The sequence below is a fragment of the Pseudoalteromonas sp. L21 genome, from assembly GCF_021728035.1.
Classification (GTDB): domain Bacteria; phylum Pseudomonadota; class Gammaproteobacteria; order Enterobacterales; family Alteromonadaceae; genus Pseudoalteromonas; species Pseudoalteromonas arabiensis.
In genome coordinates this window covers 380,654-402,438 of record NZ_JAKKCV010000005.1, presented here as the reverse complement: position 1 = coordinate 402,438, position 21,785 = coordinate 380,654, and the positions used below count along the sequence as shown (strand labels likewise).

At 41.3% G+C, this 21,785-nt stretch carries 24 protein-coding genes; 18 read left to right on the top strand and 6 right to left on the bottom strand.

The window, feature by feature from the left end:
* Nucleotides 1-443: 443 nt before the first annotated feature.
* Together L3V41_RS16335 and L3V41_RS16330 are read right to left on the bottom strand one after the other, a co-directional pair.
* The gene (locus L3V41_RS16335; protein ID WP_237128098.1) at nucleotides 444-1,757 is read right to left on the bottom strand and encodes a TIGR00366 family protein; all 1,314 of its coding nucleotides are present in this window, start codon (nucleotides 1,755-1,757) and stop codon (nucleotides 444-446) included.
* A gap of 153 nt (nucleotides 1,758-1,910) precedes the next feature.
* The gene (locus tag L3V41_RS16330; RefSeq protein WP_237114693.1) at nucleotides 1,911-2,861 is read right to left on the bottom strand and encodes a chemotaxis protein CheV; all 951 of its coding nucleotides are present in this window, start codon (nucleotides 2,859-2,861) and stop codon (nucleotides 1,911-1,913) included.
* A gap of 146 nt (nucleotides 2,862-3,007) precedes the next feature.
* Here L3V41_RS16330 and L3V41_RS16325 point away from each other — a divergent pair, with 146 nt between their 5' ends.
* Both L3V41_RS16325 and L3V41_RS16320 read left to right on the top strand, forming a co-directional pair.
* The gene (locus L3V41_RS16325; RefSeq protein WP_130151464.1) at nucleotides 3,008-4,078 is read left to right on the top strand and encodes a potassium channel family protein; all 1,071 of its coding nucleotides are present in this window, start codon (nucleotides 3,008-3,010) and stop codon (nucleotides 4,076-4,078) included.
* On the top strand, nucleotides 4,075-4,287 hold the full coding sequence (locus tag L3V41_RS16320) for a hypothetical protein (protein ID WP_062568194.1): 213 nt from the start codon (nucleotides 4,075-4,077) through the stop codon (nucleotides 4,285-4,287). Before L3V41_RS16325 ends, L3V41_RS16320 begins: the two co-directional genes overlap by 4 nt.
* A gap of 1 nt (nucleotide 4,288) precedes the next feature.
* On the opposite strand, the gene L3V41_RS16315 is transcribed toward L3V41_RS16320, so the two are convergent.
* Nucleotides 4,289-5,320: a cytosolic protein gene (locus L3V41_RS16315; protein WP_237114695.1), complete on the bottom strand. Its 1,032-nt coding sequence runs from the start codon at nucleotides 5,318-5,320 to the stop codon at nucleotides 4,289-4,291.
* A gap of 76 nt (nucleotides 5,321-5,396) precedes the next feature.
* Complete coding sequence (locus tag L3V41_RS16310) at nucleotides 5,397-5,858, bottom strand: EVE domain-containing protein (protein ID WP_062568196.1); 462 nt, start codon at nucleotides 5,856-5,858, stop codon at nucleotides 5,397-5,399.
* A gap of 79 nt (nucleotides 5,859-5,937) precedes the next feature.
* Between L3V41_RS16310 and tesB the strand changes: the two genes are divergently transcribed.
* Nucleotides 5,938-6,795 (top strand): acyl-CoA thioesterase II, encoded by an 858-nt coding sequence (gene tesB, locus L3V41_RS16305; RefSeq protein ID WP_193988134.1) that lies wholly within the window; start codon nucleotides 5,938-5,940, stop codon nucleotides 6,793-6,795.
* Here tesB and plsB read toward each other — a convergent pair.
* Complete coding sequence (plsB, locus tag L3V41_RS16300; protein WP_237128097.1) at nucleotides 6,792-9,242, bottom strand: glycerol-3-phosphate 1-O-acyltransferase PlsB; 2,451 nt, start codon at nucleotides 9,240-9,242, stop codon at nucleotides 6,792-6,794. The two genes, tesB and plsB, sit on opposite strands and share 4 nt — an antisense overlap.
* Nucleotides 9,243-9,661: 419 nt before the next feature.
* Between plsB and rpsJ the strand changes: the two genes are divergently transcribed.
* The 15 genes from rpsJ (at nucleotide 9,662) to L3V41_RS16225 (ending at nucleotide 20,037) form a co-directional block, all read left to right on the top strand.
* Nucleotides 9,662-9,973: a 30S ribosomal protein S10 gene (rpsJ, locus tag L3V41_RS16295; RefSeq protein ID WP_002957900.1), complete on the top strand. Its 312-nt coding sequence runs from the start codon at nucleotides 9,662-9,664 to the stop codon at nucleotides 9,971-9,973.
* A 27-nt stretch (nucleotides 9,974-10,000) separates the two neighbouring features.
* Entirely contained in the window at nucleotides 10,001-10,636 is a 636-nt protein-coding gene (gene rplC, locus L3V41_RS16290) for a 50S ribosomal protein L3 (protein WP_036974218.1), read from the top strand.
* A 17-nt stretch (nucleotides 10,637-10,653) separates the two neighbouring features.
* The gene (gene rplD / locus L3V41_RS16285) at nucleotides 10,654-11,259 is read left to right on the top strand and encodes a 50S ribosomal protein L4 (protein WP_062568199.1); all 606 of its coding nucleotides are present in this window, start codon (nucleotides 10,654-10,656) and stop codon (nucleotides 11,257-11,259) included.
* Complete coding sequence (rplW, locus tag L3V41_RS16280; protein WP_054552368.1) at nucleotides 11,256-11,558, top strand: 50S ribosomal protein L23; 303 nt, start codon at nucleotides 11,256-11,258, stop codon at nucleotides 11,556-11,558. Before rplD ends, rplW begins: the two co-directional genes overlap by 4 nt.
* 17 nt (nucleotides 11,559-11,575) lie before the next feature.
* Nucleotides 11,576-12,400: a 50S ribosomal protein L2 gene (gene rplB, locus L3V41_RS16275; protein ID WP_036974212.1), complete on the top strand. Its 825-nt coding sequence runs from the start codon at nucleotides 11,576-11,578 to the stop codon at nucleotides 12,398-12,400.
* A 16-nt stretch (nucleotides 12,401-12,416) separates the two neighbouring features.
* On the top strand, nucleotides 12,417-12,695 hold the full coding sequence (gene rpsS / locus L3V41_RS16270) for a 30S ribosomal protein S19 (RefSeq protein ID WP_010376377.1): 279 nt from the start codon (nucleotides 12,417-12,419) through the stop codon (nucleotides 12,693-12,695).
* Between the two features lie 14 nt (nucleotides 12,696-12,709).
* Nucleotides 12,710-13,042, top strand: a complete 333-nt coding sequence (gene rplV, locus L3V41_RS16265; RefSeq protein ID WP_055016519.1) for a 50S ribosomal protein L22 — start codon at nucleotides 12,710-12,712, stop codon at nucleotides 13,040-13,042.
* Nucleotides 13,043-13,053: 11 nt separating this feature from the next.
* The gene (rpsC, locus tag L3V41_RS16260; RefSeq protein WP_062568200.1) at nucleotides 13,054-13,755 is read left to right on the top strand and encodes a 30S ribosomal protein S3; all 702 of its coding nucleotides are present in this window, start codon (nucleotides 13,054-13,056) and stop codon (nucleotides 13,753-13,755) included.
* Between the two features lie 12 nt (nucleotides 13,756-13,767).
* Nucleotides 13,768-14,181 (top strand): 50S ribosomal protein L16, encoded by a 414-nt coding sequence (gene rplP / locus L3V41_RS16255; RefSeq protein ID WP_036974208.1) that lies wholly within the window; start codon nucleotides 13,768-13,770, stop codon nucleotides 14,179-14,181.
* Nucleotides 14,181-14,372 (top strand): 50S ribosomal protein L29, encoded by a 192-nt coding sequence (rpmC, locus tag L3V41_RS16250; RefSeq protein WP_004588692.1) that lies wholly within the window; start codon nucleotides 14,181-14,183, stop codon nucleotides 14,370-14,372. Before rplP ends, rpmC begins: the two co-directional genes overlap by 1 nt.
* Entirely contained in the window at nucleotides 14,372-14,629 is a 258-nt protein-coding gene (rpsQ, locus tag L3V41_RS16245; protein ID WP_054552372.1) for a 30S ribosomal protein S17, read from the top strand. The genes rpmC and rpsQ overlap by 1 nt, the downstream gene beginning before the upstream one ends.
* Nucleotides 14,630-15,280: 651 nt before the next feature.
* The gene (locus tag L3V41_RS16240) at nucleotides 15,281-18,139 is read left to right on the top strand and encodes a TonB-dependent receptor (RefSeq protein WP_237128096.1); all 2,859 of its coding nucleotides are present in this window, start codon (nucleotides 15,281-15,283) and stop codon (nucleotides 18,137-18,139) included.
* Nucleotides 18,140-18,287: 148 nt separating this feature from the next.
* Complete coding sequence (locus L3V41_RS16235; protein ID WP_062568202.1) at nucleotides 18,288-19,025, top strand: hypothetical protein; 738 nt, start codon at nucleotides 18,288-18,290, stop codon at nucleotides 19,023-19,025.
* A 62-nt stretch (nucleotides 19,026-19,087) separates the two neighbouring features.
* Nucleotides 19,088-19,378, top strand: a complete 291-nt coding sequence (locus L3V41_RS16230) for a hypothetical protein (protein ID WP_062568203.1) — start codon at nucleotides 19,088-19,090, stop codon at nucleotides 19,376-19,378.
* Between the two features lie 68 nt (nucleotides 19,379-19,446).
* Nucleotides 19,447-20,037 carry a hypothetical protein gene (locus tag L3V41_RS16225; RefSeq protein WP_062568204.1) on the top strand — a complete coding sequence of 197 codons (591 nt, stop codon included), beginning with the start codon at nucleotides 19,447-19,449 and terminating at the stop codon, nucleotides 20,035-20,037.
* A 39-nt stretch (nucleotides 20,038-20,076) separates the two neighbouring features.
* On the opposite strand, the gene L3V41_RS16220 is transcribed toward L3V41_RS16225, so the two are convergent.
* Complete coding sequence (locus L3V41_RS16220) at nucleotides 20,077-21,714, bottom strand: endonuclease (RefSeq protein WP_237128095.1); 1,638 nt, start codon at nucleotides 21,712-21,714, stop codon at nucleotides 20,077-20,079.
* Between the last annotated feature and the right edge of the window lie 71 nt (nucleotides 21,715-21,785).

The following is a 21,785-nucleotide window of genomic DNA, read 5'->3' as shown; positions in this document are numbered from 1 at the left end:
ATATATAGGCATTGAATTTAAGCTAAATAAGAGCATACCGGAAACACTATCATTAGTTTGTATAATCTTTTTAAGTTTTTCTATCGGTTTCTATGTAGGTAGATATGAAAAAAGCTAGTTTAATGGACGCTGGTATAGCGAATGATACAGCGTGAAAGTAAACACTTGTTTGCTCTCAAAAACTTAAACATGTTACTTTTTATGGACTTTTTAGGAAAGGTTAGGACACACGAATCCGACTTTATAAAATATACAGATAAAAATTATGGGACGAATAAGTAAGCTTTTGGTATATAAACTGAACCAGTACGAAACGGTTAAATAAACAACCTTGTTTCGAACACTAAAAGCTAATCTCAGAGCTATTCCCTAAGCCTCGCTATGTATCCATTGCGATATTTTTATTGGCTTAGTAAAACGGGTTTATATACTTTAGCCTTATTTTAAGGATAAAAACTCAGCATTAGCGCAATAAACACACCGGTGATCACCAGTTGCACTAAACAAAAGCCCATAATATCTTTTGCTTTTAGTCCTGCTATCGCAAGTACAGGTAGGGCCCAAAAAGGCTGAATGAGGTTTGTCCATGCATCACCCCAAGCAACGGCCATAGCAACACGGGGTATGTCGGCACCGAGTGTTTGTGCCGCAGGTATGACGATAGGTGCCTGAACAGCCCATTGGCCTCCACCCGATGGCACAAATATATTCACAAAACCAGCGCTTAAAAAACTCCAAAATGGCAGTGTTTCGGCTGTGGCTATTGCGATGAAGCCTTCGGAAATTTGCTGAGCTAGGCCCGTGTTAACCATGATAGCCATAATGCCTGCGTAAAATGGAAATTGCACTACGATTCCAGCACCGCTTGGGATTGCTTGCTGTAGGCTTGTGAGTAAGTTATGAGGTGTTTGGTGCAGTAAAATAGCGCTGAATAAGAAAATGGCGATAACACTATTTAAATTTAAGCCACCGTTACTCAGTACAAAGTAATAAACTAGATAGCCAAGGCCGATGAGTCCCATCCCTATACCCAGTATGCGGCTATGCTCAATGATTTCAGCAGGACGGCTAGGGGTTACCGACTGAGTCGGTTCATCATCTAGCTTTGCAGGGTCAATATATATACTGTCTTTGTTGCTTGGCAACATGTAGCGGTTTACAAGTGGCATGACAATAAATAAGCCAATGACAATTGCGATATTAAACCCTGAAAAAATAGTACTGTCCGTACCTATTACGCCGATACTTTGCTCTGAAAAGTGCCCCTCTGTTGCGATAGTCAGTGGTACTGAGCCTGCCAAGCCACCATGCCAGACAATAAAGCCTGAATAAGCACTGGCAACGAGTAACCTGTAATCAACGCGAACTTGTTTGGCAATCGCTTTTGCAAACAAAGCTCCTATTACTAAACCAAAGCCCCAGTTGAGCCAGCTTGCTAATAATGAAACGAACGTAACCAGTATAATTGCCTTGGCAGGTGTACTAGCCAAGGCCGCCAGCTTGGTTAATATATGTCGCATGACAGGCGTACTTGCCAGCATATAACCGGTTAGTAATACTAACAGCATTTGCATGGCAAATTGCAATAAGTTCCAAAAGCCGCTTCCCCAAGCCGTTAAAATTTGTATCGGTGTCGATGGTGTGAAAATACCAGCAACGATAAAGCTTAAAAAAGTTAATAAAATTACAAAAATAAATGGATCTGGTAGGTAACGCTCAACCAGTTTTGTGAATGGCTTTGCAACATGATTTAGCATAATTTTTATTGTTGTCAGTAAATTGATTGTGCCAATTAATCATGAAAATAACTAATTGGCAAATCGACATTCTTTGGTGGGTTTACATTGGGCATCCCAAAAAGTGCTCATCAGCATTTTTTGCGTTATTTAAAAGGGCAATTATTTATAAGACTATTTTTGTTGCTCGAGTACAGCTCTTAAACGCGATTGTACTTCCTCGACAAGCAAAATAGGTTGAAACTTAGACAAGAAGGCATTACACCCTACCTTTTCAACCATTGCTTGGTTAAAACTACCACTCAAAGAGGTATTTAAAACGATATGTAGGTTTTTTAGGCGGCTATCTTGGCGAATTTCATGGGTGAGCCTATAACCATCCATTGCCGGCATTTCAGCATCGGTAATTACCATCAGTAATTCTTTTTCAACATCCTTGCCCTCGTCTGCCCAGCCTTTTAGCATCTCTAATGCTTCAAGGCCATTACGTGCTGGAATTATTTCTATACCTAATTGAGTTAGTGTATCACTTACTTGTTTGCGCGCAGTCGGGGAGTCATCGGCATGTAAAATTTTACGACCTGTGAACTCGTTGACTATATTTTGATCTAAAATGTCATCGCTGATTTGCACTTCGTATTCGATAATTTCAGCCAAGACTTTTTCAACATCGATAATCTCAACTAGGTGCTCTTGATTATCACGTTTAATTTTTGTCAGTGCAGTTAGGTAATGGTTTTTACCAATAGCGGTGGGTGGCGGCATAATGTCAGACCATGTCATATTGATAATCTGATCGACTTTGCCAATTAAAAAGCCCTGTACGGTGCGATTGTACTCAGTAATTACTAAGTTAGTATCTTCAATGTGTTTCGCCTCAGGCATGTTAATCGCTTTACGTAAATCGATCACAGGAATAGATTCACCACGGATATCGACAACACCAGATACTTTAGGATGTGAATTGGGTATTTTGCTTAAGTGGGGAAGTTTAACAACCTCTTTTACTTTGAATACATTGAGCGCAAATAAGTGGCGGCTGTGTAGATAAAACAGCAAGAGCTCTAAACGATTTTCACCAACTAATTGTGTACGTTGATCGACTGAAGCTAGAACACCAGACATATTGCACCCTTAATACTTAATACAGAGAAAGTATAGTCTACTATTATTTTTCATCGACAGACATTAAGAATTTTCCACCAGTTGCCAAAACCTATGCATTACAGTACCGTATCGGTTAATTTCTTCTAAGATACATTGCAAGGATTATGCATCATATTTTTAACCGCTTAGTGGTGCTTATACGCAGTCATATTGATCAGGTTAGCTGGCAGGCTGTGGTAATAACAACACTTTTCCATATGTTGCTTATTTGGTGGTTACTCGTGCTTGCAGGAGAGCAGGATCTCACACCAATTAGCACCTACTTTTACTATTATGTTGTCACGACTTCTACAGTCGGTTATGGCGACTTTAGTGCCAGTACAGAGCTAGGACGCTGGATCGTTGCACTGCTACAAATTCCTTTTGGTTTGGCATTATTTGGTGTTCTGTTAGGAAAAACAGGGCAAACAGTTACTTACTTGATTAGGCGCGCTATGACGGGTGATAAAAGCTTCTCACATATTAACAATCATATAATTATCTTCGGTTGGCATGATACGCGGACAAAAAAGATGATTGACTATATTTTGGCAGATAACAAGCGTCTTGATCGACGCATATTATTAGCAGTGACCGAGCAAATGGAACATCCATTTCTAGACAATACACATGTTGATTTTGCTCGCTTAAGTAGTTTTACCGATATTGATGAGTTAAAACGTGTGGCTATAGAGCGGGCAGATAAAATTATTATTGATGGTCAAGACGATGACCAAACATTCACAACGGCATTACGCATCAGTAAATTGGTCAATGAGCAGTGCCATATTAGTGCTCATTTTGATGATGAAACTAAAATTGAGATGCTACTTGAGCATTGTAATAATGTTGAATGCAGTAGTTCTAAGTCTGCAGAAATTCTTGTACGTTCAATGCAAGACCCAGGTTCAAGCCGTGTGCAAGAAGAATTATTATCTACGCTACACGGTGACACGCAATTTAGCTTGCCAATACCTAAGGGTGTAAAAGCCATGACGTTTGGTAATTTATTTCATCACTTTAAACAAAGTCATGATGCGATTTTGCTTGGTGTGGCGCATAACTTAAGTGCTCAGAATATGGATTTAAACCCACCTCTGGATTATACCGTCAGTGAGGGGGATATTTTGCACTACATCGCCGTTGAACGTGTACTTAGTAATGAAGTTGATTGGTCTTCATTGGTGAGCGAATGAATGAAGTTGCGTTTTTAATTATTGTATTGAGTGCGTATATTTTGCCTGTGGTGATTGTTTTAAATAGCAAACGCACTCAGGGGCATGAAAAAAATGCATGGTTAATAGGGATTATCTTGTTTTCGTGGTTAGCACTTATCATGTACTTAACCATCGTGCCCAAGCATGGGCACGTTAAAAAAAATAAAAAGGCGAAAAGTAAACACTAAGTTATTTTAACTGTTTTAGTTTGTGTTCAATAACCGGATCGTCAGGAGCCAGTTGTTGCGCCACTTTAAGCAATTTTACGGCATCTTTAGGGTGTTGCTCTTGGTGTTTTAGAGCAACATCTAACAAAGGTTGCACATCAACGTTTTCTTGCTCTTCTTTTACATGCTCCGCTTTTTCATCAATTAAAATGTTATGGGCTGTACTCAATAGTGCCAAGCGGTGTGCGGAACTCGCATTCGCTTTGTTAAGGCGGCGATAGTAGTCTTCTTTAAAACGCAGTGTACGTGTTTGCTGGCGAAATTGTGCAATATCGACTTGCTGGTGGCGCATAAAGTCAACGGCAACATCTTTATAAAATCCAAACTTACTGAGGTAAGTGGCATGTACACTGTGTCCCATTCCGAACACTCTTAGATGATTAAGCTGTGGGTAGCGCTTAGCGTGGGCACGGTCGATGCGATTTGTTGGGTCGTAAATAATGTAGCCTTTAGCGTGGCCTAAATCTAAGTCATGGTAATCACCGTGCCAATCAAAATTTTGTGCGATATCTGTGCTTGAGCGATCATCCCATGGCACTTTATCTTTATTTTTGGTGCTGACAGGGTGAAATAATAGTACTTTGTCGAGTTTTAATAAGTTAGCGAATGCACCTACTGCAAAGCCACCACGACTCAAGCCGTAACCTAATCGCTCGGTAAAGCAACTAACTAAAGGTGCCAATTGCTCAATAAAGAAAATCAGATTCCGATGTCTAAACCAATTGCTTTTCCCTAAATGTTGAAACGCAATTATATTTATTCCCTGCTTTTTGGCGAGCTTATAGCCCCAAGGAGTAAAGTCGTCGGTTAAGTCATGTTCTTGATAATTGGTACCAGCAGGAGAGAAGGTAAATAGCAGTGGCTTATTAGCATCGCTGATGTGATATTTCATATACACATCACCAAGCAAGTCGCCGCCAATAAATGGTAGTTGATTTTGCTGTTCGTCGCGGGGTAGCTTGGTCCACTCATCTAACCAATACAATAATTTCATACATACCCCATCTTACCCTTGAAACAAAGGTGACGTATTTTAGCAAATTTGGGGGCTCATTTAAATGACAGTGATTTTATGTCTCACTCATTGTCATTATTTGCTGCCAGTCATGTTCAGTCACGGGCATGACTGACAGTCGGCCGCCTTTTTTAAGGGCGATTTCGGTAATTGACTCATTGGCTTTAATTGCTTGTAAGCTCACTGGCTTTTTAAGGTGTGATTGATATTTCACATCGACCACAAACCAGCGAGGGTTGTCTGTTGTTGCTTTGGCGTCATAGTAGTCGCTATTTAAATCGAATTGTGTTGGGTCAGGGTAGGCATCACGCGTTATCGTTGCAATGCCTACCACACCAACTGCTTTGCAACTGGAGTGGTAAATCATCACCAAATCACCTTGCTTCATGTCATCACGCATGAAATTACGGGCTTGATAATTACGTACGCCATCCCACATAGAGGTTTGCTCAGGTGTGTTTTTTAGATCATCAATTGAAAATGCATCGGGTTCGGTTTTAAAAAGCCAATAAGCCATAATGAGGTGCTCTTACAAAGATTTACTTCCAATTAGTCTATAGTATCATTAAACGCTTGTCGGGATTGAGGATAAATAAATGAGCCAAGTATTAGATGATTTGCTGTCATTAATGGCGCTAGAAGAAATTGAACAAGGCTTATATCGTGGCCAAAGCCAAGATTTAGGGTTTAGAGCTGTTTTTGGCGGCCAAGTTATGGGCCAAGCTTTATCGGCCGCTAAAGAAACGTTACCCGAGGGGCGCATCGTTCACTCTCTGCATTCTTACTTCTTACGCCCAGGGGATGCTGCAAAACCGATTGTTTATGATGTAGAAAACATTCGTGATGGTAAAAGTTTTAGTACTCGTCGAGTTAAAGCCATTCAATACGGTAAACCTATTTTTTATATGACGGCGTCCTTCCAAGGCGATGAAGAGGGGTTATCGCATCAAACGCAAATGCCAAGTGTGCCACAGCCTGAAGAGCTAAAGTCGTCTCTTGAATTCTATCAAGCGAATGCCGAGCTTATTCCTGAACCTATACGCAATAAGTTCATTCGCGAAGTGCCGATTGAAATGCGCCCTGTGACTTTTCATAACCCATTTAAGCCACAAGTTATGGAGCCAGTGAAACATATTTGGTTTAAAGCCAATGGCGAGATGCCTGACGACCAGCGCATTCATAATTATTTACTTGCGTATGCATCGGATTTTGAGTTCTTACCAACGGCCTTACAACCCCACGGTGTATCGTTTATGCAGCCGAATATGCAGGTTGCGACGATTGACCATGCAATGTGGTTCCACCGTCCGTTTAGACTTGATGATTGGATTTTATATTCGATTGATAGCCCAAGTGCGAGCTCTGGACGTGGTTTGGTGCGAGGCCAATTCTTTGACCGTCAAGGCAACTTGGTTGCCTCAACGATCCAAGAAGGGGTCATGCGTCAGCGTTAACCTTTTGAGTGCTTAGCTTGGCTTTGCACTATGTCGTCAATTGACTGCCAGACGCGTGCTGGCAGCAATGCCTTAAGGTATATATACACCTCACACAGCTCACTGCTACCCGTTAACCCTTGTTCTGTTTCAGTGATCAGCTTTTGCTCACGTAAACTTGTAATAAAACCAATGAGTACTTTCTTATCAAAGAATTCAGGGGTTTTAATGCCGTGTAACGTCCCTAAACGCTCTGCCAATACTTGGCTTTCATGCTCAAGTTCAGCACGCTCAATGCCATGACTGGTTTGGATAAAACCAATAACGATTGCATAACGTTGTAAAGTTAAGCTTAAAGCGCGACCGAGTATTTCTAGTTTTGCTAAGCAATCACTGCTGTTGGTGATTTTTATATTATCACCGTCAATTTCAATGAGGTCTTGATCAACAAAGCTGGCAAGAACACGCGTAATGTAGTTTTCATCTAACTCATGTAAGAACCACTCTTTGGCAAATAGTGGGTAAAAGCGTGCAATCAAAGCGTGGCAATCTGCCATCGTCGTTTTATGCGCTTTAAATAAATGCAGTGCAAGCAAGCTTGGCACAGCAAACAAGTGCAATACGTTATTACGGTAATAGTTGAATAACGTTTTCTCTTTGTCGTTAATCGCGATAATTTCACCAAACTCATCGCTGATAACATCAAATTTATTAAGCTTAAGCGCATGCTCTAATAGCTGCTCAGCCGTTTCGTCTGGTGTTGTTACTTTGTCGCTATAACTCGCGCTGCGTTGTAAATGTAGATAAAACTCAAGCTGAGCAATCAATTTAGGCTTACTTAACGCATGTTTATCATTAACTAATAAAATCATGGCCAGTAGATTCACCGCATTGAGTGCCGCGGCGCTATTAATATTAACCATGACTTTATCAGCAAGGTTGGCGACCTGCGGCCCAAGCCATTGTGGTTTTTGTACATCGGTTGGGTGAATAGATTCACGCCAATCAGGTTGCTGCTCATTCAGGTATTGGTTTATCGAAATAGGGTCGCCAAAGTTTAAGTAACCACGCCCATAGTTTTTCAGGTTTTTAATCGCTTTAAAGATACCTAATATCGACTCACCTTTTTTATCGTTACCGGCAAGCTCTTTTAAGTAGGTATTAATTTCCATTACGTGCTCATAACCTATGTATACAGGCACAATCGAAATAGGGCGATCAATACCTCGTAGCATGGCTTGCAACGTCATAGCGAGCATACCTGTTTTTGGCGGTAACAAACGACCAGTACGGCTACGGCCACCTTCAGTGTAAAACTTTACTGAATAACCTTTGATAAACAGCTGACTCAGGTATTCTTTGAATACTGATGAATACAGTTTATTGCCCGCGAATGAGCGGCGAATAAAGAACGCACCGCTACGGCGGAAAATTCCCCCTGCTGGGAAGAAGTTTAAGTTAATACCTGCCGCGATATGCGGCGGTACCAAACCTAAATGGTAAATAGAGTAGGTCAGTAATAAGTAGTCCATATGAGAGCGGTGACACGGCATATAAATAATCTCGTGGCCTTTATCAGTCAGCTCATTGACTTGTTCAGAAAACTTAATATCAATACCGTTGTAAAGCTTATTCCATAACCAAGTTAACACGCGATCAGCAACACGAATGGTTGCATCACTGTAATTTGCCGCTATTTCATCAAGAAGTTTCAGCGCATTTTGGCGTGCTTGCTGTTGGCTGATGTTCTTTTCTTTGGCTTCAATTTGAATGGCTTTTTTAATTGTAGGTGAAGCAAGTAGCGAATTGAATAGCTGCTCTCGCGATGGCATTTTAGGGCCAGTCGCAGCCAGTTTTTGACGTTTGAAGTGAACGCGTGCAACACGCAGTAGTTTGTGTGGTAGCTCATCCACGTCTGCTTTTTCGTTCACTAGCAGTGATAAGTCCAGGGGCTGACTAAAACGAATAAAATTATCGCGCCCAGAGAATAGCAACACAAAAAACTTGCGGAACCAACTTGGTGTGAGCGAGTGCGATACTAACGTCCCTAAGCCAGGTTTTTCTTTACCTGGGTTACGACCCCATAAAATAGTCACGGGGATCACTTGCACGTTTTTTTCTCCCGTGCGCATCAAATGATCAATGATTTGCTTGCCTTGTTGCAGCGCATTACTGGGTTTACTTTTGTCCCCAAATAATGGCGGAGGGTTTTGAATACCAATAAAGCGATTAAGTTCAGCATGCCCTAAAAGCTGCTCTTGTGTTGGGTCTGGTAGACCATATTTTTTACACACGCGCGCGAGTGCAGCCAAATCTGAGCGTGCATTAAGCTTAACTATATAGAAAGTCGGGTTAGCTGGGTTTAGGTTATATTGTTCAATCGGGTTGTCGGGCAGCACCTTGCTTCTTACAAACAAGCGGTTCATACCTGCTGACATAAAATTCAAACAACGATTAATGATACGCATCAACTCACCAAAGTAAATAAAGTAGTAATAGAGGCAAAAATAAGCGCAATAGAATAGCAATTATTAACTGGACTGACCATTTAAAAGCGATGCTTGCGCGCCTCAGACTGCACAAGTATAAAGTAAAGACGGCAATGTTATTGATAAAGTTCGAAAATTAAACAAATTTTAATTGGGGCTGTGGATTTTTCAAAATTGTTGTTGCATTTATCACCAATATCACTATAATACGCAGGCTTTCAAAATTCCCTCGGGAACTTGGAAGGAAAGATTAAGCTTGGATTTCAAGCTAATAAAACAGGAACTCCGATTTGGAGTTCAACGTAGATATAAGAAAGCAGCCGACATCTTAGTTAGTAAGATTGTTTCGGTCGTTTTTTTATGCTCTTTTTAAATGCTCTTTATATTGAGGTTTAAGAATGTCAAATCAACGCATTCGTATTCGCCTAAAAGCTTTTGACCACCGTTTGATTGACCAATCAACGGCGGAAATCGTGGAAACTGCGAAACGCACTGGCGCACAAGTACGTGGTCCAATCCCACTACCTACACGCTTTGAACGTTTTACTGTACTAACTTCACCGCACGTTAACAAAGACGCGCGTGATCAGTACGAAATCCGCACCCATAAACGTCTGATCGACATCGTAGAACCAACTGACAAGACTGTTGACGCTCTTATGCGTTTAGATCTTGCTGCTGGTGTTGATGTTCAAATCAGCCTGGGTTAATCGGAAGATTAGAGAGGTTTTAGGAAAATGGCATTAGGTCTAGTCGGTCGTAAAGTGGGTATGACACGTATCTTCACTGAAGATGGTGTATCTATCCCTGTGACAGTTATCGAAGCGACTCCTAACCGTATTGCTCAGATCAAATCTGAAGCAACTGACGGTTATAACGCGCTTCAAGTAACCGCAGGCACTAAAAAAGCAAGCCGTGTAAACAAAGCAGCAGCGGGTCACTTCGCTAAAGCTGGTGTTGAAGCGGGTCGCGGTCTGTGGGAATTCCGCCTAAATGGTGGTGAAGGCGATTTTGAAGTAGGCGCTGAGCTTACTGTTGAATTATTCAACGAAATCAACAAAGTTGACGTAACCGGTACTTCTAAAGGTAAAGGTTTCCAAGGTGGTGTTAAGCGCTGGAATTTCAGCATGCAAGACGCGACTCACGGTAACTCTCTATCTCACCGTGCTCCTGGTTCAATCGGTCAAAACCAATCACCTGGTAAGGTGTTTAAAGGTAAGAAAATGGCCGGTCACATGGGTGCTGAGCGTGTAACGACTCAAAACTTAGAACTAGTTCGCGTTGACGCTGAGCGTAACTTGCTTTTAGTTAAAGGTGCAGTACCTGGCGCTATCGGCGGTGACGTTATCGTTAAACCAGCTGTTAAAGCATAAGTCCTGGAGATTTAGTGATGGAATTAGCAATTAAAGACGCTTCTGGCGCTCTTGAAGTTTCTGAAGCTACTTTTGGACGTGAGTTTAACGAAGCATTAGTACACCAAGTAGTTGTTGCTTACGCAGCAGGTGCTCGTCAAGGTACTCGTGCTCAGAAGACACGTTCTGAAGTAAGCGGTGGTGGTAAAAAACCATGGTCTCAAAAAGGTACTGGCCGTGCACGTGCTGGTACAATTCGTAGCCCAATTTGGCGTTCAGGTGGCGTTAGCTTCGCAGCTAAACCACAAGATCACAGCCAAAAAGTAAACCGTAAAATGTACCGCGGTGCGATCAAAAGCATCTTATCTGAATTAGTTCGTCAAGAGCGTTTAATCGTTGTTGAACAGTTTGGTCTTGAAGCACCAAAAACTAAAGAACTAGTTGCTAAGCTTAAAGAACTTGAGCTTAAAGATGTTCTAATCGTGACTGAAGAAGTAGATGAGAATCTTTTCTTATCGGCACGTAACCTATACAAGGTTGACACGCGTGATGTAGCTGGTATCGATCCTGTAAGCCTAATCGCTTTCGATAAGGTACTTATTACAGCTGCTGCTGTTAAGCAACTTGAGGAGGCGCTAGCATGATCCGTGAAGAACGTCTTTTAAAAGTGATCCTTGCTCCACACATCTCTGAAAAAAGCACTATCGCTGCTGAAGAGAACAACACGATTGTTTTCAAAGTAGCTTCTGATGCAACTAAAGCTGAAATCAAAGCTGCAGCAGAAAAGCTTTTTGAAGTAGAAGTAACTGGTGTTCGCACACTAAACGTTAAGGGTAAAACAAAACGTACTGGCATGCGTTTCGGTCGTCGTTCAGACTGGAAGAAAGCTTACGTTACTCTTAAAGAAGGTAGCGAGCTAGACTTTGTCGGCGGCGCCGAGTAATAAGGGGAGTTAGAATTATGGCACTTCAAAAGTGTAAACCAACTTCTGCGGGTCGTCGTCACCTGGTTAAAGTGGTTAACCCAGATCTACATAAGGGTAAACCTTACGCACCACTACTAGAGAAAAACTCTAAGTCTGGTGGTCGTAATAACAAAGGTCGTATCACGGTTCGTCACATCGGTGGTGGTCACAAGCATCATTACCGTGTAATCGACTTTAAACGCACTAAAGATGGCATTCCAGCTGTTGTTGAGCGTCTAGAGTATGATCCAAACCGTAGCGCAAACATCGCTCTTGTATTATATGCAGACGGTGAGCGTCGTTACATTATTGCACCTAAAGGCTTAAAAGCTGGTGATTCAATCCAGTCTGGTGTTGATGCACCAATCAAAGCTGGTAACACATTACCAATGCGTAACATGCCTGTAGGTTCGACTGTTCACAACGTAGAATTAAAACCAGGTAAAGGCGCGCAAATCGCACGTTCTGCTGGTGCATACGTTCAAATCCTTGCACGTGAAGGTCAATACGTGACTCTACGTCTTCGTTCTGGCGAAGTTCGTAAAGTTCCAGCTGACTGTCGCGCAACACTTGGTGAAGTAGGTAATGCTGAGCATATGCTTCGTTCACTAGGTAAAGCTGGTGCAAATCGCTGGCGTGGTATCCGTCCGACAGTTCGTGGTGTTGCCATGAACCCGGTAGATCACCCGCACGGTGGTGGTGAAGGTCGTACATCTGGTGGTCGTCATCCTGTGTCTCCATGGGGTAAACCGACTAAAGGTGCTAAGACACGTAAGAACAAGCGTACTGATAAGTTTATCGTACGTCGTCGTACTAAATAATAGTTGAGGAATAGCCATGCCACGTTCTCTCAAGAAAGGTCCTTTTATTGACCTACACTTGCTGAAGAAGGTAGAGAAAGCGTTGGAAAGCGGTGACAAGAAGCCAATTAAAACTTGGAGCCGTCGTTCAATGATCATACCTAACATGATCGGATTGACCATCGCTGTCCATAATGGTCGTCAGCACGTTCCTGTGTTTATCACAGACGAAATGATCGGTCACAAACTGGGCGAATTTGCACCAACTCGTACTTACCGCGGTCACGCTGCGGATAAGAAAGCGAAGAAACGTTAAGAGGGGAATGATAAATGCAAGCATTAGCTAAACATAAATTCGCCTCTGGTTCGGCGCAAAAAGCTCGTCTAGTTGCAGATCAGATCCGCGGACTTCCGGTTGATCGCGCTCTAGAAATCCTGGCGTACAGCCCTAAAAAAGCGGCTGTATTAGTTAAGAAAGTACTTGAGTCTGCTATTGCTAACGCAGAGCATAACGAAGGTGCTGACATTGATGAGCTACGTGTAGCTACGATCTTTGTGGACGATGGTCCTACAATGAAGCGTATTATGCCACGTGCTAAAGGACGCGCAGATCGCATCCTTAAGCGTACAAGCCACATCACTGTTGTGGTTTCAGATAGCTAGGAGTATAAGTAATGGGACAAAAAGTTCATCCTACTGGTATTCGCCTAGGTATCTCTAAACCTTGGGTTTCTACCTGGTACGCGAATTCAAAAGATTTCTCTGATCAGCTTTTTGGCGATCACAAAGTACGTAAATTCCTTACTAAGGAATTAAAAGCGGCTTCTGTGTCTAAAATCGTTATTGAGCGTCCAGCTAAATCTATCCGTGTAACAATTCACACAGCTCGTCCTGGTGTTGTTATCGGTAAAAAAGGCGAAGACGTTGAAAAACTACGTCAAGCAGTAACTAAGATTGCAGGTGTTCCGGCTCAGATCAATATTTCTGAAGTTCGTAAGCCTGAACTTGATGCACAACTAGTAGCTGACGGTATTGCGTCACAGCTAGAGCGTCGTGTTATGTTCCGTCGCGCTATGAAGCGTTCGGTACAAAACGCAATGCGTATTGGTGCAAAGGGTATCAAAGTTGAAGTTAGCGGTCGTCTTGGCGGTGCTGAGATCGCACGTTCAGAATGGTATCGTGAAGGTCGTGTACCTCTACATACTTTACGTGCTGATATCGACTACGCAACTTCTGAAGCCTTAACCACTTATGGTATCATTGGTGTTAAAGTTTGGATCTTCAAAGGCGAAGTTATTGGTGGTTTACCACTAGTACAAGAGCAAGAGAAGCCAGCTAAACGCGCGCCAAAGAAAGCCAAAAAAAGTGCTAAGTAGAGGTAGCGAGTAATGTTACAGCCAAAACGTACAAAATTCCGTAAAATGCACAAAGGCCGCAACCGCGGTTTAGCGCAAAACGGTAACAAAGTAAGCTTCGGTACTTTCGGTTTGAAAGCTACTGGTCGTGGCCGTATGACTGCTCGTCAAATCGAAGCAGCTCGTCGTGCTATGACACGTCACGTAAAGCGTCAAGGTAAAATCTGGATCCGTGTATTCCCAGATAAGCCAATTACGAACAAACCATTAGAAGTTCGTATGGGTAAAGGTAAAGGTTCTGTTGAATATTGGGTTGCTGAAATTCAACCTGGTAAAGTACTTTACGAAATGGAAGGTGTTTCTGAAGAGCTTGCTCGTGAAGCATTTAACCTTGCAGCGCGTAAATTACCATTCACAACAACTTTCGTAACTCGGACGGTGATGTAATGAAAGCTAGCGAACTAAAAGACAAAAGCGTAGAAGAGCTAAACGCTGAACTTCTAGGACTTCTTCGTGAGCAGTTCAACCTGCGCATGCAAGCAAGCACTGGTCAGTTAGCTCAGACACACACGCTAAGAACAGTACGTCGCGATATCGCGCGTGTAAAAACAATTATTAACCAGAAGGCAGGTCAATAATGAGCGATAAAATCCGTACTCTTCAAGGCCGTGTAATCAGCGACAAGATGGATAAGTCTTTCACTGTTGCTATCGCACGTTACGTGAAGCACCCAGTATATGGGAAATTCATCAAACGTACGACTAAACTACACGTACATGACGAAAACAACACAGCTCAAACTGGTGACGTAGTTACTATCTCTGAGTGTGCTCCTATTTCTAAGACTAAGTCTTGGACTTTAGTAGACGTTGTTGAGCGTCCAAAGAAAGCTTAATTTTTAATTAAGTTTACTTTTAAAAAGCCCCGGCACTTGCTGGGGCTTTTTGTTTTCAAACTCTAAACAGCCATTTCAGTTAGTGTTTACTGTCATTCATCTTTGTATGAAAAAGCTTGCGTAATTTGATTTACAGTAATTCGCAAGTGTTCAAAAAATAGACCACTCAATTAAATAGAAAATAACTATTTAAGTAATAAAGTTAACCGTGTCGTTTTAAGAAAGAGATATTTAATCATTTTTTTATAAGCTGGCTCAAAATTTATTATTGTCAAAAATAAGTGATGAAATACTTTTTCAGAATCAACCTTAAATAATAGGTTTATTTTTGAGCTATATTGTTACTTTGTTGTTTTGTTTTTAATTTTATATGTGTTTTTTATCCAGATTTATGCTTTTGTAAATTTATTGTTTATATGTAATATTATAATTAATAATGTGAGGTGTGGAAATTATTTTTATCTCAAGTTACTGATTGTATTGGTTATTTATTTGATTTACATATATTTACATATGTATCAATAGTTTTATTTAATTGTTCCTTTTTAAATTTATAATGAGCTTTGCGTTTATGTACCTTTATTGGTTATTGATATAGGTGTATTGATGTAAAACGCAAATAAAAAATAAAATAATCATTTGGAAGGGAAAATGAGCAAGTTAAACACATTATCATTTAATATAAAGGCTGCCCTGTGTATAACAGGGCTTGGTTTATCACATGTTGCCACTGCTGCAGATGAAGGTAATGAGCAAGTTGAGCGTATTCAAGTTACGGGTTCAAAAATAAAGCGTATTGGTGATTTGTCTCCAACTCCTGTTACTGTTATTACGGGCGATGCGATGGTTAATGCGGGTATTACTAATGCCGCTGAACTATTAAGCGAGATGCCATCGGCTACAGTTGGTTTATCACCTGAGACAACAAACGATAACGTTTTTGCTAATGGCTTGAGTAATACAGACTTACGAGGTTTAGGTGCAGAACGTACGCTCGTACTTGTTAATGGACGCCGCTTTATTGCGGGTGCTCCGGGCAGTAGCGCCGTCGACTTAAATAATATTCCAACCGCAATGATTGAGCGTATGGAAATCTCAACCGGCGGCGCTTCAGCTGTGTATGGTTCAGATGCGGTCGCTGGTGTGGTCAATATTATTACTAAGAAATCATTCCAAGGCTTTGAATTTGATGCATCAACATCGCAGCCTCAGCAAGACGGCGGTGAGGAGTCTTATGTATCATTCACTTTTGGTAATGAAGGTGAAAAAGCAAGCTTTGTAACGAATATCTCTTATTCGGATTCAAAACAATTACGTGGTGATCAACGAGACTTTATTCGTAACGGTGTTATTTCTTTAGACCACCCAGATAACTTAAATGATGAAGATGGCATTCCTCGTCGAATCATTTATGATCAAACAGGTAGCACAACGCTTGGCTTTTATAGTCCAACAGGTGATTTCTTCACATCTGATGGTCATTATATCTTTGCTGATGACGGTTCAATTCGTCCATTTGCAAGTGGTGAATATTTACCAGCAAGTTCAACGCCAGGTAGCCGTAATACGCAATATTATGTTGGTAATGAAGGCGATGGCTATCATTTCTTAAATCATAAATATGTGCGTACACCACTTGAGCGTTTAAATTTATCATCGAATGTGAACTATGCGTTTAGTGATGCTCACTCAATGGCATTTGAGCTTACGTATTCAAATACGCATGCCTATGGTGAAAGCTCGCCTGCATTCCATACTTTAAGTGGTATGCGTACAGATAATGCGTTTTTTAGTGATGAGACAAAACAGTTTTTCTCTGATCGTGATATGGACACATATACAGCGTATATTACTACAGACGCACTAGGTAACCGCGTATACGATCAAAAGCGTCAGCTTATTCAAGGTGTTTTAAGCTTTGAAGGTGAAATAACCGATAACTGGTTTTACTCAGCTTATGTGCAACGTGGCTCAGTACAAGCGGATACAACTTGGCACGGTGAAATGCTTGTCGACAATTTTAATAAGTCATTAGATGCCGTTGAAATTGATGGCGATATTGTCTGTGCCGATCGTTCTGGAGATGAAGTAACTGCCCGTGAAGGTTGTGTGCCTCTTAATATTTGGGGAACAGGCCTTGCCTCGCAAGAAGCGCTTGATTATGTAAAGACAGATGCAACTCGCCGTGCAACAGTTGATCAAACAACTTATGGTGTAACGTTTAGCGGTGATTTATTTGAGCTAGAAGCGGGACCAATTGCGACAGCATTTACCATTGAGCATCGTAAAGAAGCATCATCAACTTTACCTGATCCCGCTATGCGTAAAGGATTGATTTTTAACAATCAATCTGAGGCATTATCAGGTTCATTTGATGTCAGTGAGGCCGCTGCAGAGTTCTCTATTCCGCTTGTTGTAGATGCATCATTTGCCGATGAAATTTTCCTTGAAGCGGCATATCGTTACATGGATTACTCATCAACAGGCACTGATGACGCATGGAAGTTAAGTTTTAACTATGTACTTAATGATGATATTCGTTTCCGTATTAATAAGTCTAAATCAGTTCGTGCACCAAACATAAATGAGCTTTATCAAGCCCGTTCAGAGACTTTTAAAAGCTTTGATGACCCATGTGAACAAGGCCAAATTGATAATGCAGGTGAGTATAAAGAAAACATCACCAATAACTGTCGCTCGCAAGGCATTCCTGAAGGTTGGGTTCCAAGTGAAGACTGGAAGCGTACTAACCACTCTGGTTTCAATTTAGGTAATATTAATCTTGAAAATGAAAGTGCGCACGATTTAACTGTTGGTGTTATATACACACCTTCATTTGTTGATGGTTTAAGTATTACTCTTGATTATTGGGAGTTCGATCTTGAAGATATGATCCGTACACCTAAAGCAAAAACAGTGATTGAAAGCTGTTATGAATTTGAGAGTACAGATAATCCATATTGCCCACTTATCTATCGTAATAAAGATACCTTTGAAATTGATTCGTATGATCTGAAACCTATTAACTCTGCAAGTAACAGTATTGCGGGTACGGATATGGAAGTAACATATTCATTTGATACAACATTTGGCTCATTCAGAATGAATATGCTTGCCACTTACATGTCTAAAAACGATGAAAACTTAACAGGTAAAGAAGCTGATAAACGTAATGCTGCAGGTGAGTATACAGATCCACGCTGGAAGGCACGTTTCACAACGAACTATACCTATGAAAACTTACAGGTAAATTTAATCGGTGCCTATCGCCACAGTACTGTTTGGTCAAACGACTGGGTAGCTGAAGATAATAACTATAACGATATCTCATCTTATACGAAGTGGGATTTAACAGCGCGTTATAATATTACTGATGGCCTACAAGTGCGTGGTGGTATGTTAAATGTATTTGACCGCACTCCACCAAGACACCCAAGTCTTTATGATGACGGTGAATACTTTGATTTGAACGGTCGCACCTTCACACTAGGTGTTAACTATAAGTTTTAATCCTTAAGTGTTTTGATAGCCCCAGCACATGCTGGGGCTTTTTGATTGTATATTCTAAAAGATGCTGCTTTTTTGTATCTGTTAAAGCTCTGGGCACTGAACTATTTCGTTTTTTTAACACTCTTAAAATAAAAAGTGAGGAGTTTAGGTGTTAAAGGGAAGCTACAAAGCATGGATGATTTCAATTGCGCTGCATGCTGTAATCTTGTTTCTATTTGCGCAGCATATGCGGTCTGTATCTGTATCACCTGTCTCTGATTCTGTGAATGTAATACACGCATACGTTAGTGTTGATCTCACGGCTTTACCTAGTATAAAAAAAAGTGAAAAAATAACCTCAAAAGAAAAGCAGAATGACTCAAGACTGAAACCGCAAACAAAAGAGGCTGAACCCAGTCATTTAGGACAGTCAGCTGATACAAAAGCGGCTAATCGCTCTTTGAAAGAGCCTAAAGCAGTTCAAGCTGTAGTCGCTAAATCCAGTAAAGAGGTAGAAACTTTAACTGCTGAGCCTAAAACGAATAGTGAAGAAACAGCTGAAAAACCATTTAAAAAGCTGAATCCTTATGCACCAATCCCAGAGCTTAAGTTTGAAAATGGCTTTTCTAATGCTTCAGCACTTGGTCAGATTGATGCTGCAAATAATAATTCGCCTGTAGGCGGGGTTACAGTGCCTGCACAATTAACTGTCTCTGATAAAGCAACAATACTTTGGCAAAATGGCAATGGCAGCAAGCGAACAGAAATGCTCAATGGGCTATGTTACGACATCGATTTTAATACCGTATTTGGCAAGTCAGGAGTACCAAGCGGATCGCCCAGACCCTGTGAAGATAAAGAGGCTAAATTATTTAAGGAAATAATGAATAAATGGCGCAAAAAATAACAAAATACTTTACCTCAACTTAACTTGAGCTTTTAAAGTGGCGTTTTTAAAAGGACGCTATTATGAACTCATTAGAAAACTACTTGTTAAGTTTGCAACTTAATAACTATAACACTTCAATTTCACAAATCGTCGAAATACAGATTCGTACTTGGCAGTCGCTGCAATCGAGATCGCTTTATGCTCGGGAGTTGTTAGAAACATTAAAGGTCACGCATTATTCACTACAACAGCAACACCATGAGTTATTAAAGCACGTGCTGCCGCTACTTGGTTATCAGACCAAACAACAACACGACAACATGCTGTTGATAGAACATAAACGACTCACTCATTGGTTAAATTTATCTTGAATTGTCATTAACCAGTCACACTGCTAGCGTCAAATAAGCTGCTTTAAGAAAGAAAAGTCGCTTAGTTTATGCAAGAGCAGCCAAAAATCATTATCTTAGGTAATGGTCCTATCAATACAGATCTTACTGAGCAAGTAAATCATTGCCCACGAGTGGTTAGGTTTAACCATTGTGCAGCAATGCCTGATTATTTAGGCCAACGTTGTACTGACTTGTGGTTGGTTGGGCGTGGCCGACAAGCCCTGAGTTTATTAAACACACCACAAATGTCTCTCGAAGGGCTGAGCCAGGTTATGATCACCGATCCAACTCCTAACTCTGTAGCGCAATGTTTTTTTAAATTGATACAACGTAAAGGTAAGGTAGATTTCGGGGAGGCTCTAATCTCAGCCTATGCGCAAAAGTGCCAAGTAGAGCGTTTAACAGCACAGTTTCGCCAATCATTATTAAATGAATTATTAGCCCTTGGCTCACCGATACATCGGCCTCGTTGTGTTAGTTCTGGTACTTTGGCAATTGCTTACTTTTTAGTGCGGTTTAAATACGTACATATTGCAGGTTTTGGTTTTCAAGGTTGGAAGCGTCACCCTTGGAACCTCGAAAAACAATTTGTGGAGCAACTCGTCGCCGAAAAACGAGTTATATTGTTGGACAGTTAAACCAGACACCTAGCTGAGCTAAGCGCCTGGCTTATGATATTACCAAATCATCCCAACAAACTCAGGGTGATCGACAAATGGATTACGGTTACCTTGGTGCTCATATGCCGCTTGGTTGCGATCAAGTTCTAATTGGCTGACAGGGTCCTCGTTGTGCCATTTTAGTAGCATTGCGACAACCCAATTCTCAAATACTTGATTTGAGGTGCCGTTAAGTACAGCGTTACTGTAAGTAGTTTTATTTTGCCAACTTGCAATGACATTTTGATAGCGTGTTGCCATATAGAAATAGGCTCTTGCAAAATCGCCTTTAAACTCATCAATAGGTTCAAATACAGTACCTGAGTAATTTAAAGAACTCGCTGCGCTGCCCAATTTACTACCATTACTAGAGGTATAGCTTGCGCTTCCTACTTCACCAAATGGGTAGTTACTGCGTTTAGAGTTTACATAACCATCGGTTGCGAAAATGTGGTGTACATCAGAGTTCATAGGCTCAACAGTGCCGCCAAACCAGCTTTTCGGAAAAGAGTGTTCACGGTTGTAGCAATCAGCTTCACTGTTATAAGTACCACATTGATCGCTTACGGCTACATAGTTGTAGCTATCTTGACCTGTCGGGTTTTCTGAGTAGCGGTCTAGAATTGAGTTATCGTTTTCAAAATACTTATCGCGTGAGGCAATGTCATAAAAACTCCAAATAGCAGAGTAACCTTGCGAGTTGTGATCTTTAATAATGTTGTACAACTCTGTTTTTAGAGCATAGCCTGTGAGGCCTTGTGTAGTCACATAATAGCCTGTCGGATCAGGTGGTGTTGTACCGCCATCATCACCGCCAGCGCTATCACCTAATGTAAACGGTGTCGCCTCTGAGCTTTGGAAGTTTGCGCCACTGGCAAGCACCGTTTGGCCTAGAGAGAGGTTGTAGCTGCCATTACCGAACGAGCAACACATGCCATCACCGTAACTATCAAAAATAGTGAATGTGTAGTCACCATCAATTAAACAGGTTTGCTCACTATACTGAGTATTCGCTGCATAGCTGCCGCCAGATGCCACTGTACTGCCTTGGGCATTTGTTATTTGCCAACTTGTTTCTTCACCATAGTTGTCAGTGGTGAGCACTAACGATACTTGATTATCTGTGCAACTACCTGTCGGTGGTGGGGTTGTGCCTGTACTGGGTGCAAAATTATCGACATAAACCACTTCGCTGCCATCAAAACCCGTTACGTCGTAAAAGCGTAAGCCAACATTGATAGCGGTTGTTGTTGGAGCTGTGTACTGGTAGCTAATTTGTTGCCATTGATTGGTTAATGCTGAATTTGAATAGTCCTGATAGCCATCAACCACTAAGCGTGCTTTCACACCACCTTCGGTATGGTAAACCCAAGCAGAAAACTCGTAGCTTTCGCCCGCAACAACATCAACGAGCTGCTGTAAATCAGTATTGCTTTGTGTGCCAGTGTTAACAGTGACTTGTGCAGAATATTCGCCAGAGTAAACCACACTGTTGTTAGCACTAATGCTGATACCACTATCAATCGTGCTCCAAGCTGTTGGTGTGTTTGCTGACCAAGTTTCAAAGTCTGCATTATTAATATTTGCAAACGCTGTGTTGCTTAAAAAAAGTAAGCTGCTAGTAAGTATGAGCTTTTTCTTAATCCCGTATGGCATAGATTTTCCCTATTATGTGTTTTCAAATGGTGGACAATAGATGATAACAATGACAGGTTTTTTACAGAATT

What these genes read in the sequence shown, in the direction of transcription:
- L3V41_RS16335 (WP_237128098.1), bottom strand. Translation starts at nt 1,757, where the DNA reads ATGCTAAATCATGTTGCAAAGCCATTCACAAAACTGGTTGAGCGTTAC.
- L3V41_RS16330 (WP_237114693.1), bottom strand. Translation starts at nt 2,861, where the DNA reads ATGTCTGGTGTTCTAGCTTCAGTCGATCAACGTACACAATTAGTTGGT.
- L3V41_RS16325 (WP_130151464.1), top strand. Translation starts at nt 3,008, where the DNA reads ATGCATCATATTTTTAACCGCTTAGTGGTGCTTATACGCAGTCATATT.
- L3V41_RS16320 (WP_062568194.1), top strand. Translation starts at nt 4,075, where the DNA reads ATGAATGAAGTTGCGTTTTTAATTATTGTATTGAGTGCGTATATTTTG.
- L3V41_RS16315 (WP_237114695.1), bottom strand. Translation starts at nt 5,320, where the DNA reads ATGAAATTATTGTATTGGTTAGATGAGTGGACCAAGCTACCCCGCGAC.
- L3V41_RS16310 (WP_062568196.1), bottom strand. Translation starts at nt 5,858, where the DNA reads ATGGCTTATTGGCTTTTTAAAACCGAACCCGATGCATTTTCAATTGAT.
- tesB (WP_193988134.1), top strand. Translation starts at nt 5,938, where the DNA reads ATGAGCCAAGTATTAGATGATTTGCTGTCATTAATGGCGCTAGAAGAA.
- plsB (WP_237128097.1), bottom strand. Translation starts at nt 9,242, where the DNA reads ATGCGTATCATTAATCGTTGTTTGAATTTTATGTCAGCAGGTATGAAC.
- rpsJ (WP_002957900.1), top strand. Translation starts at nt 9,662, where the DNA reads ATGTCAAATCAACGCATTCGTATTCGCCTAAAAGCTTTTGACCACCGT.
- rplC (WP_036974218.1), top strand. Translation starts at nt 10,001, where the DNA reads ATGGCATTAGGTCTAGTCGGTCGTAAAGTGGGTATGACACGTATCTTC.
- rplD (WP_062568199.1), top strand. Translation starts at nt 10,654, where the DNA reads ATGGAATTAGCAATTAAAGACGCTTCTGGCGCTCTTGAAGTTTCTGAA.
- rplW (WP_054552368.1), top strand. Translation starts at nt 11,256, where the DNA reads ATGATCCGTGAAGAACGTCTTTTAAAAGTGATCCTTGCTCCACACATC.
- rplB (WP_036974212.1), top strand. Translation starts at nt 11,576, where the DNA reads ATGGCACTTCAAAAGTGTAAACCAACTTCTGCGGGTCGTCGTCACCTG.
- rpsS (WP_010376377.1), top strand. Translation starts at nt 12,417, where the DNA reads ATGCCACGTTCTCTCAAGAAAGGTCCTTTTATTGACCTACACTTGCTG.
- rplV (WP_055016519.1), top strand. Translation starts at nt 12,710, where the DNA reads ATGCAAGCATTAGCTAAACATAAATTCGCCTCTGGTTCGGCGCAAAAA.
- rpsC (WP_062568200.1), top strand. Translation starts at nt 13,054, where the DNA reads ATGGGACAAAAAGTTCATCCTACTGGTATTCGCCTAGGTATCTCTAAA.
- rplP (WP_036974208.1), top strand. Translation starts at nt 13,768, where the DNA reads ATGTTACAGCCAAAACGTACAAAATTCCGTAAAATGCACAAAGGCCGC.
- rpmC (WP_004588692.1), top strand. Translation starts at nt 14,181, where the DNA reads ATGAAAGCTAGCGAACTAAAAGACAAAAGCGTAGAAGAGCTAAACGCT.
- rpsQ (WP_054552372.1), top strand. Translation starts at nt 14,372, where the DNA reads ATGAGCGATAAAATCCGTACTCTTCAAGGCCGTGTAATCAGCGACAAG.
- L3V41_RS16240 (WP_237128096.1), top strand. Translation starts at nt 15,281, where the DNA reads ATGAGCAAGTTAAACACATTATCATTTAATATAAAGGCTGCCCTGTGT.
- L3V41_RS16230 (WP_062568203.1), top strand. Translation starts at nt 19,088, where the DNA reads ATGAACTCATTAGAAAACTACTTGTTAAGTTTGCAACTTAATAACTAT.
- L3V41_RS16225 (WP_062568204.1), top strand. Translation starts at nt 19,447, where the DNA reads ATGCAAGAGCAGCCAAAAATCATTATCTTAGGTAATGGTCCTATCAAT.
- L3V41_RS16220 (WP_237128095.1), bottom strand. Translation starts at nt 21,714, where the DNA reads ATGCCATACGGGATTAAGAAAAAGCTCATACTTACTAGCAGCTTACTT.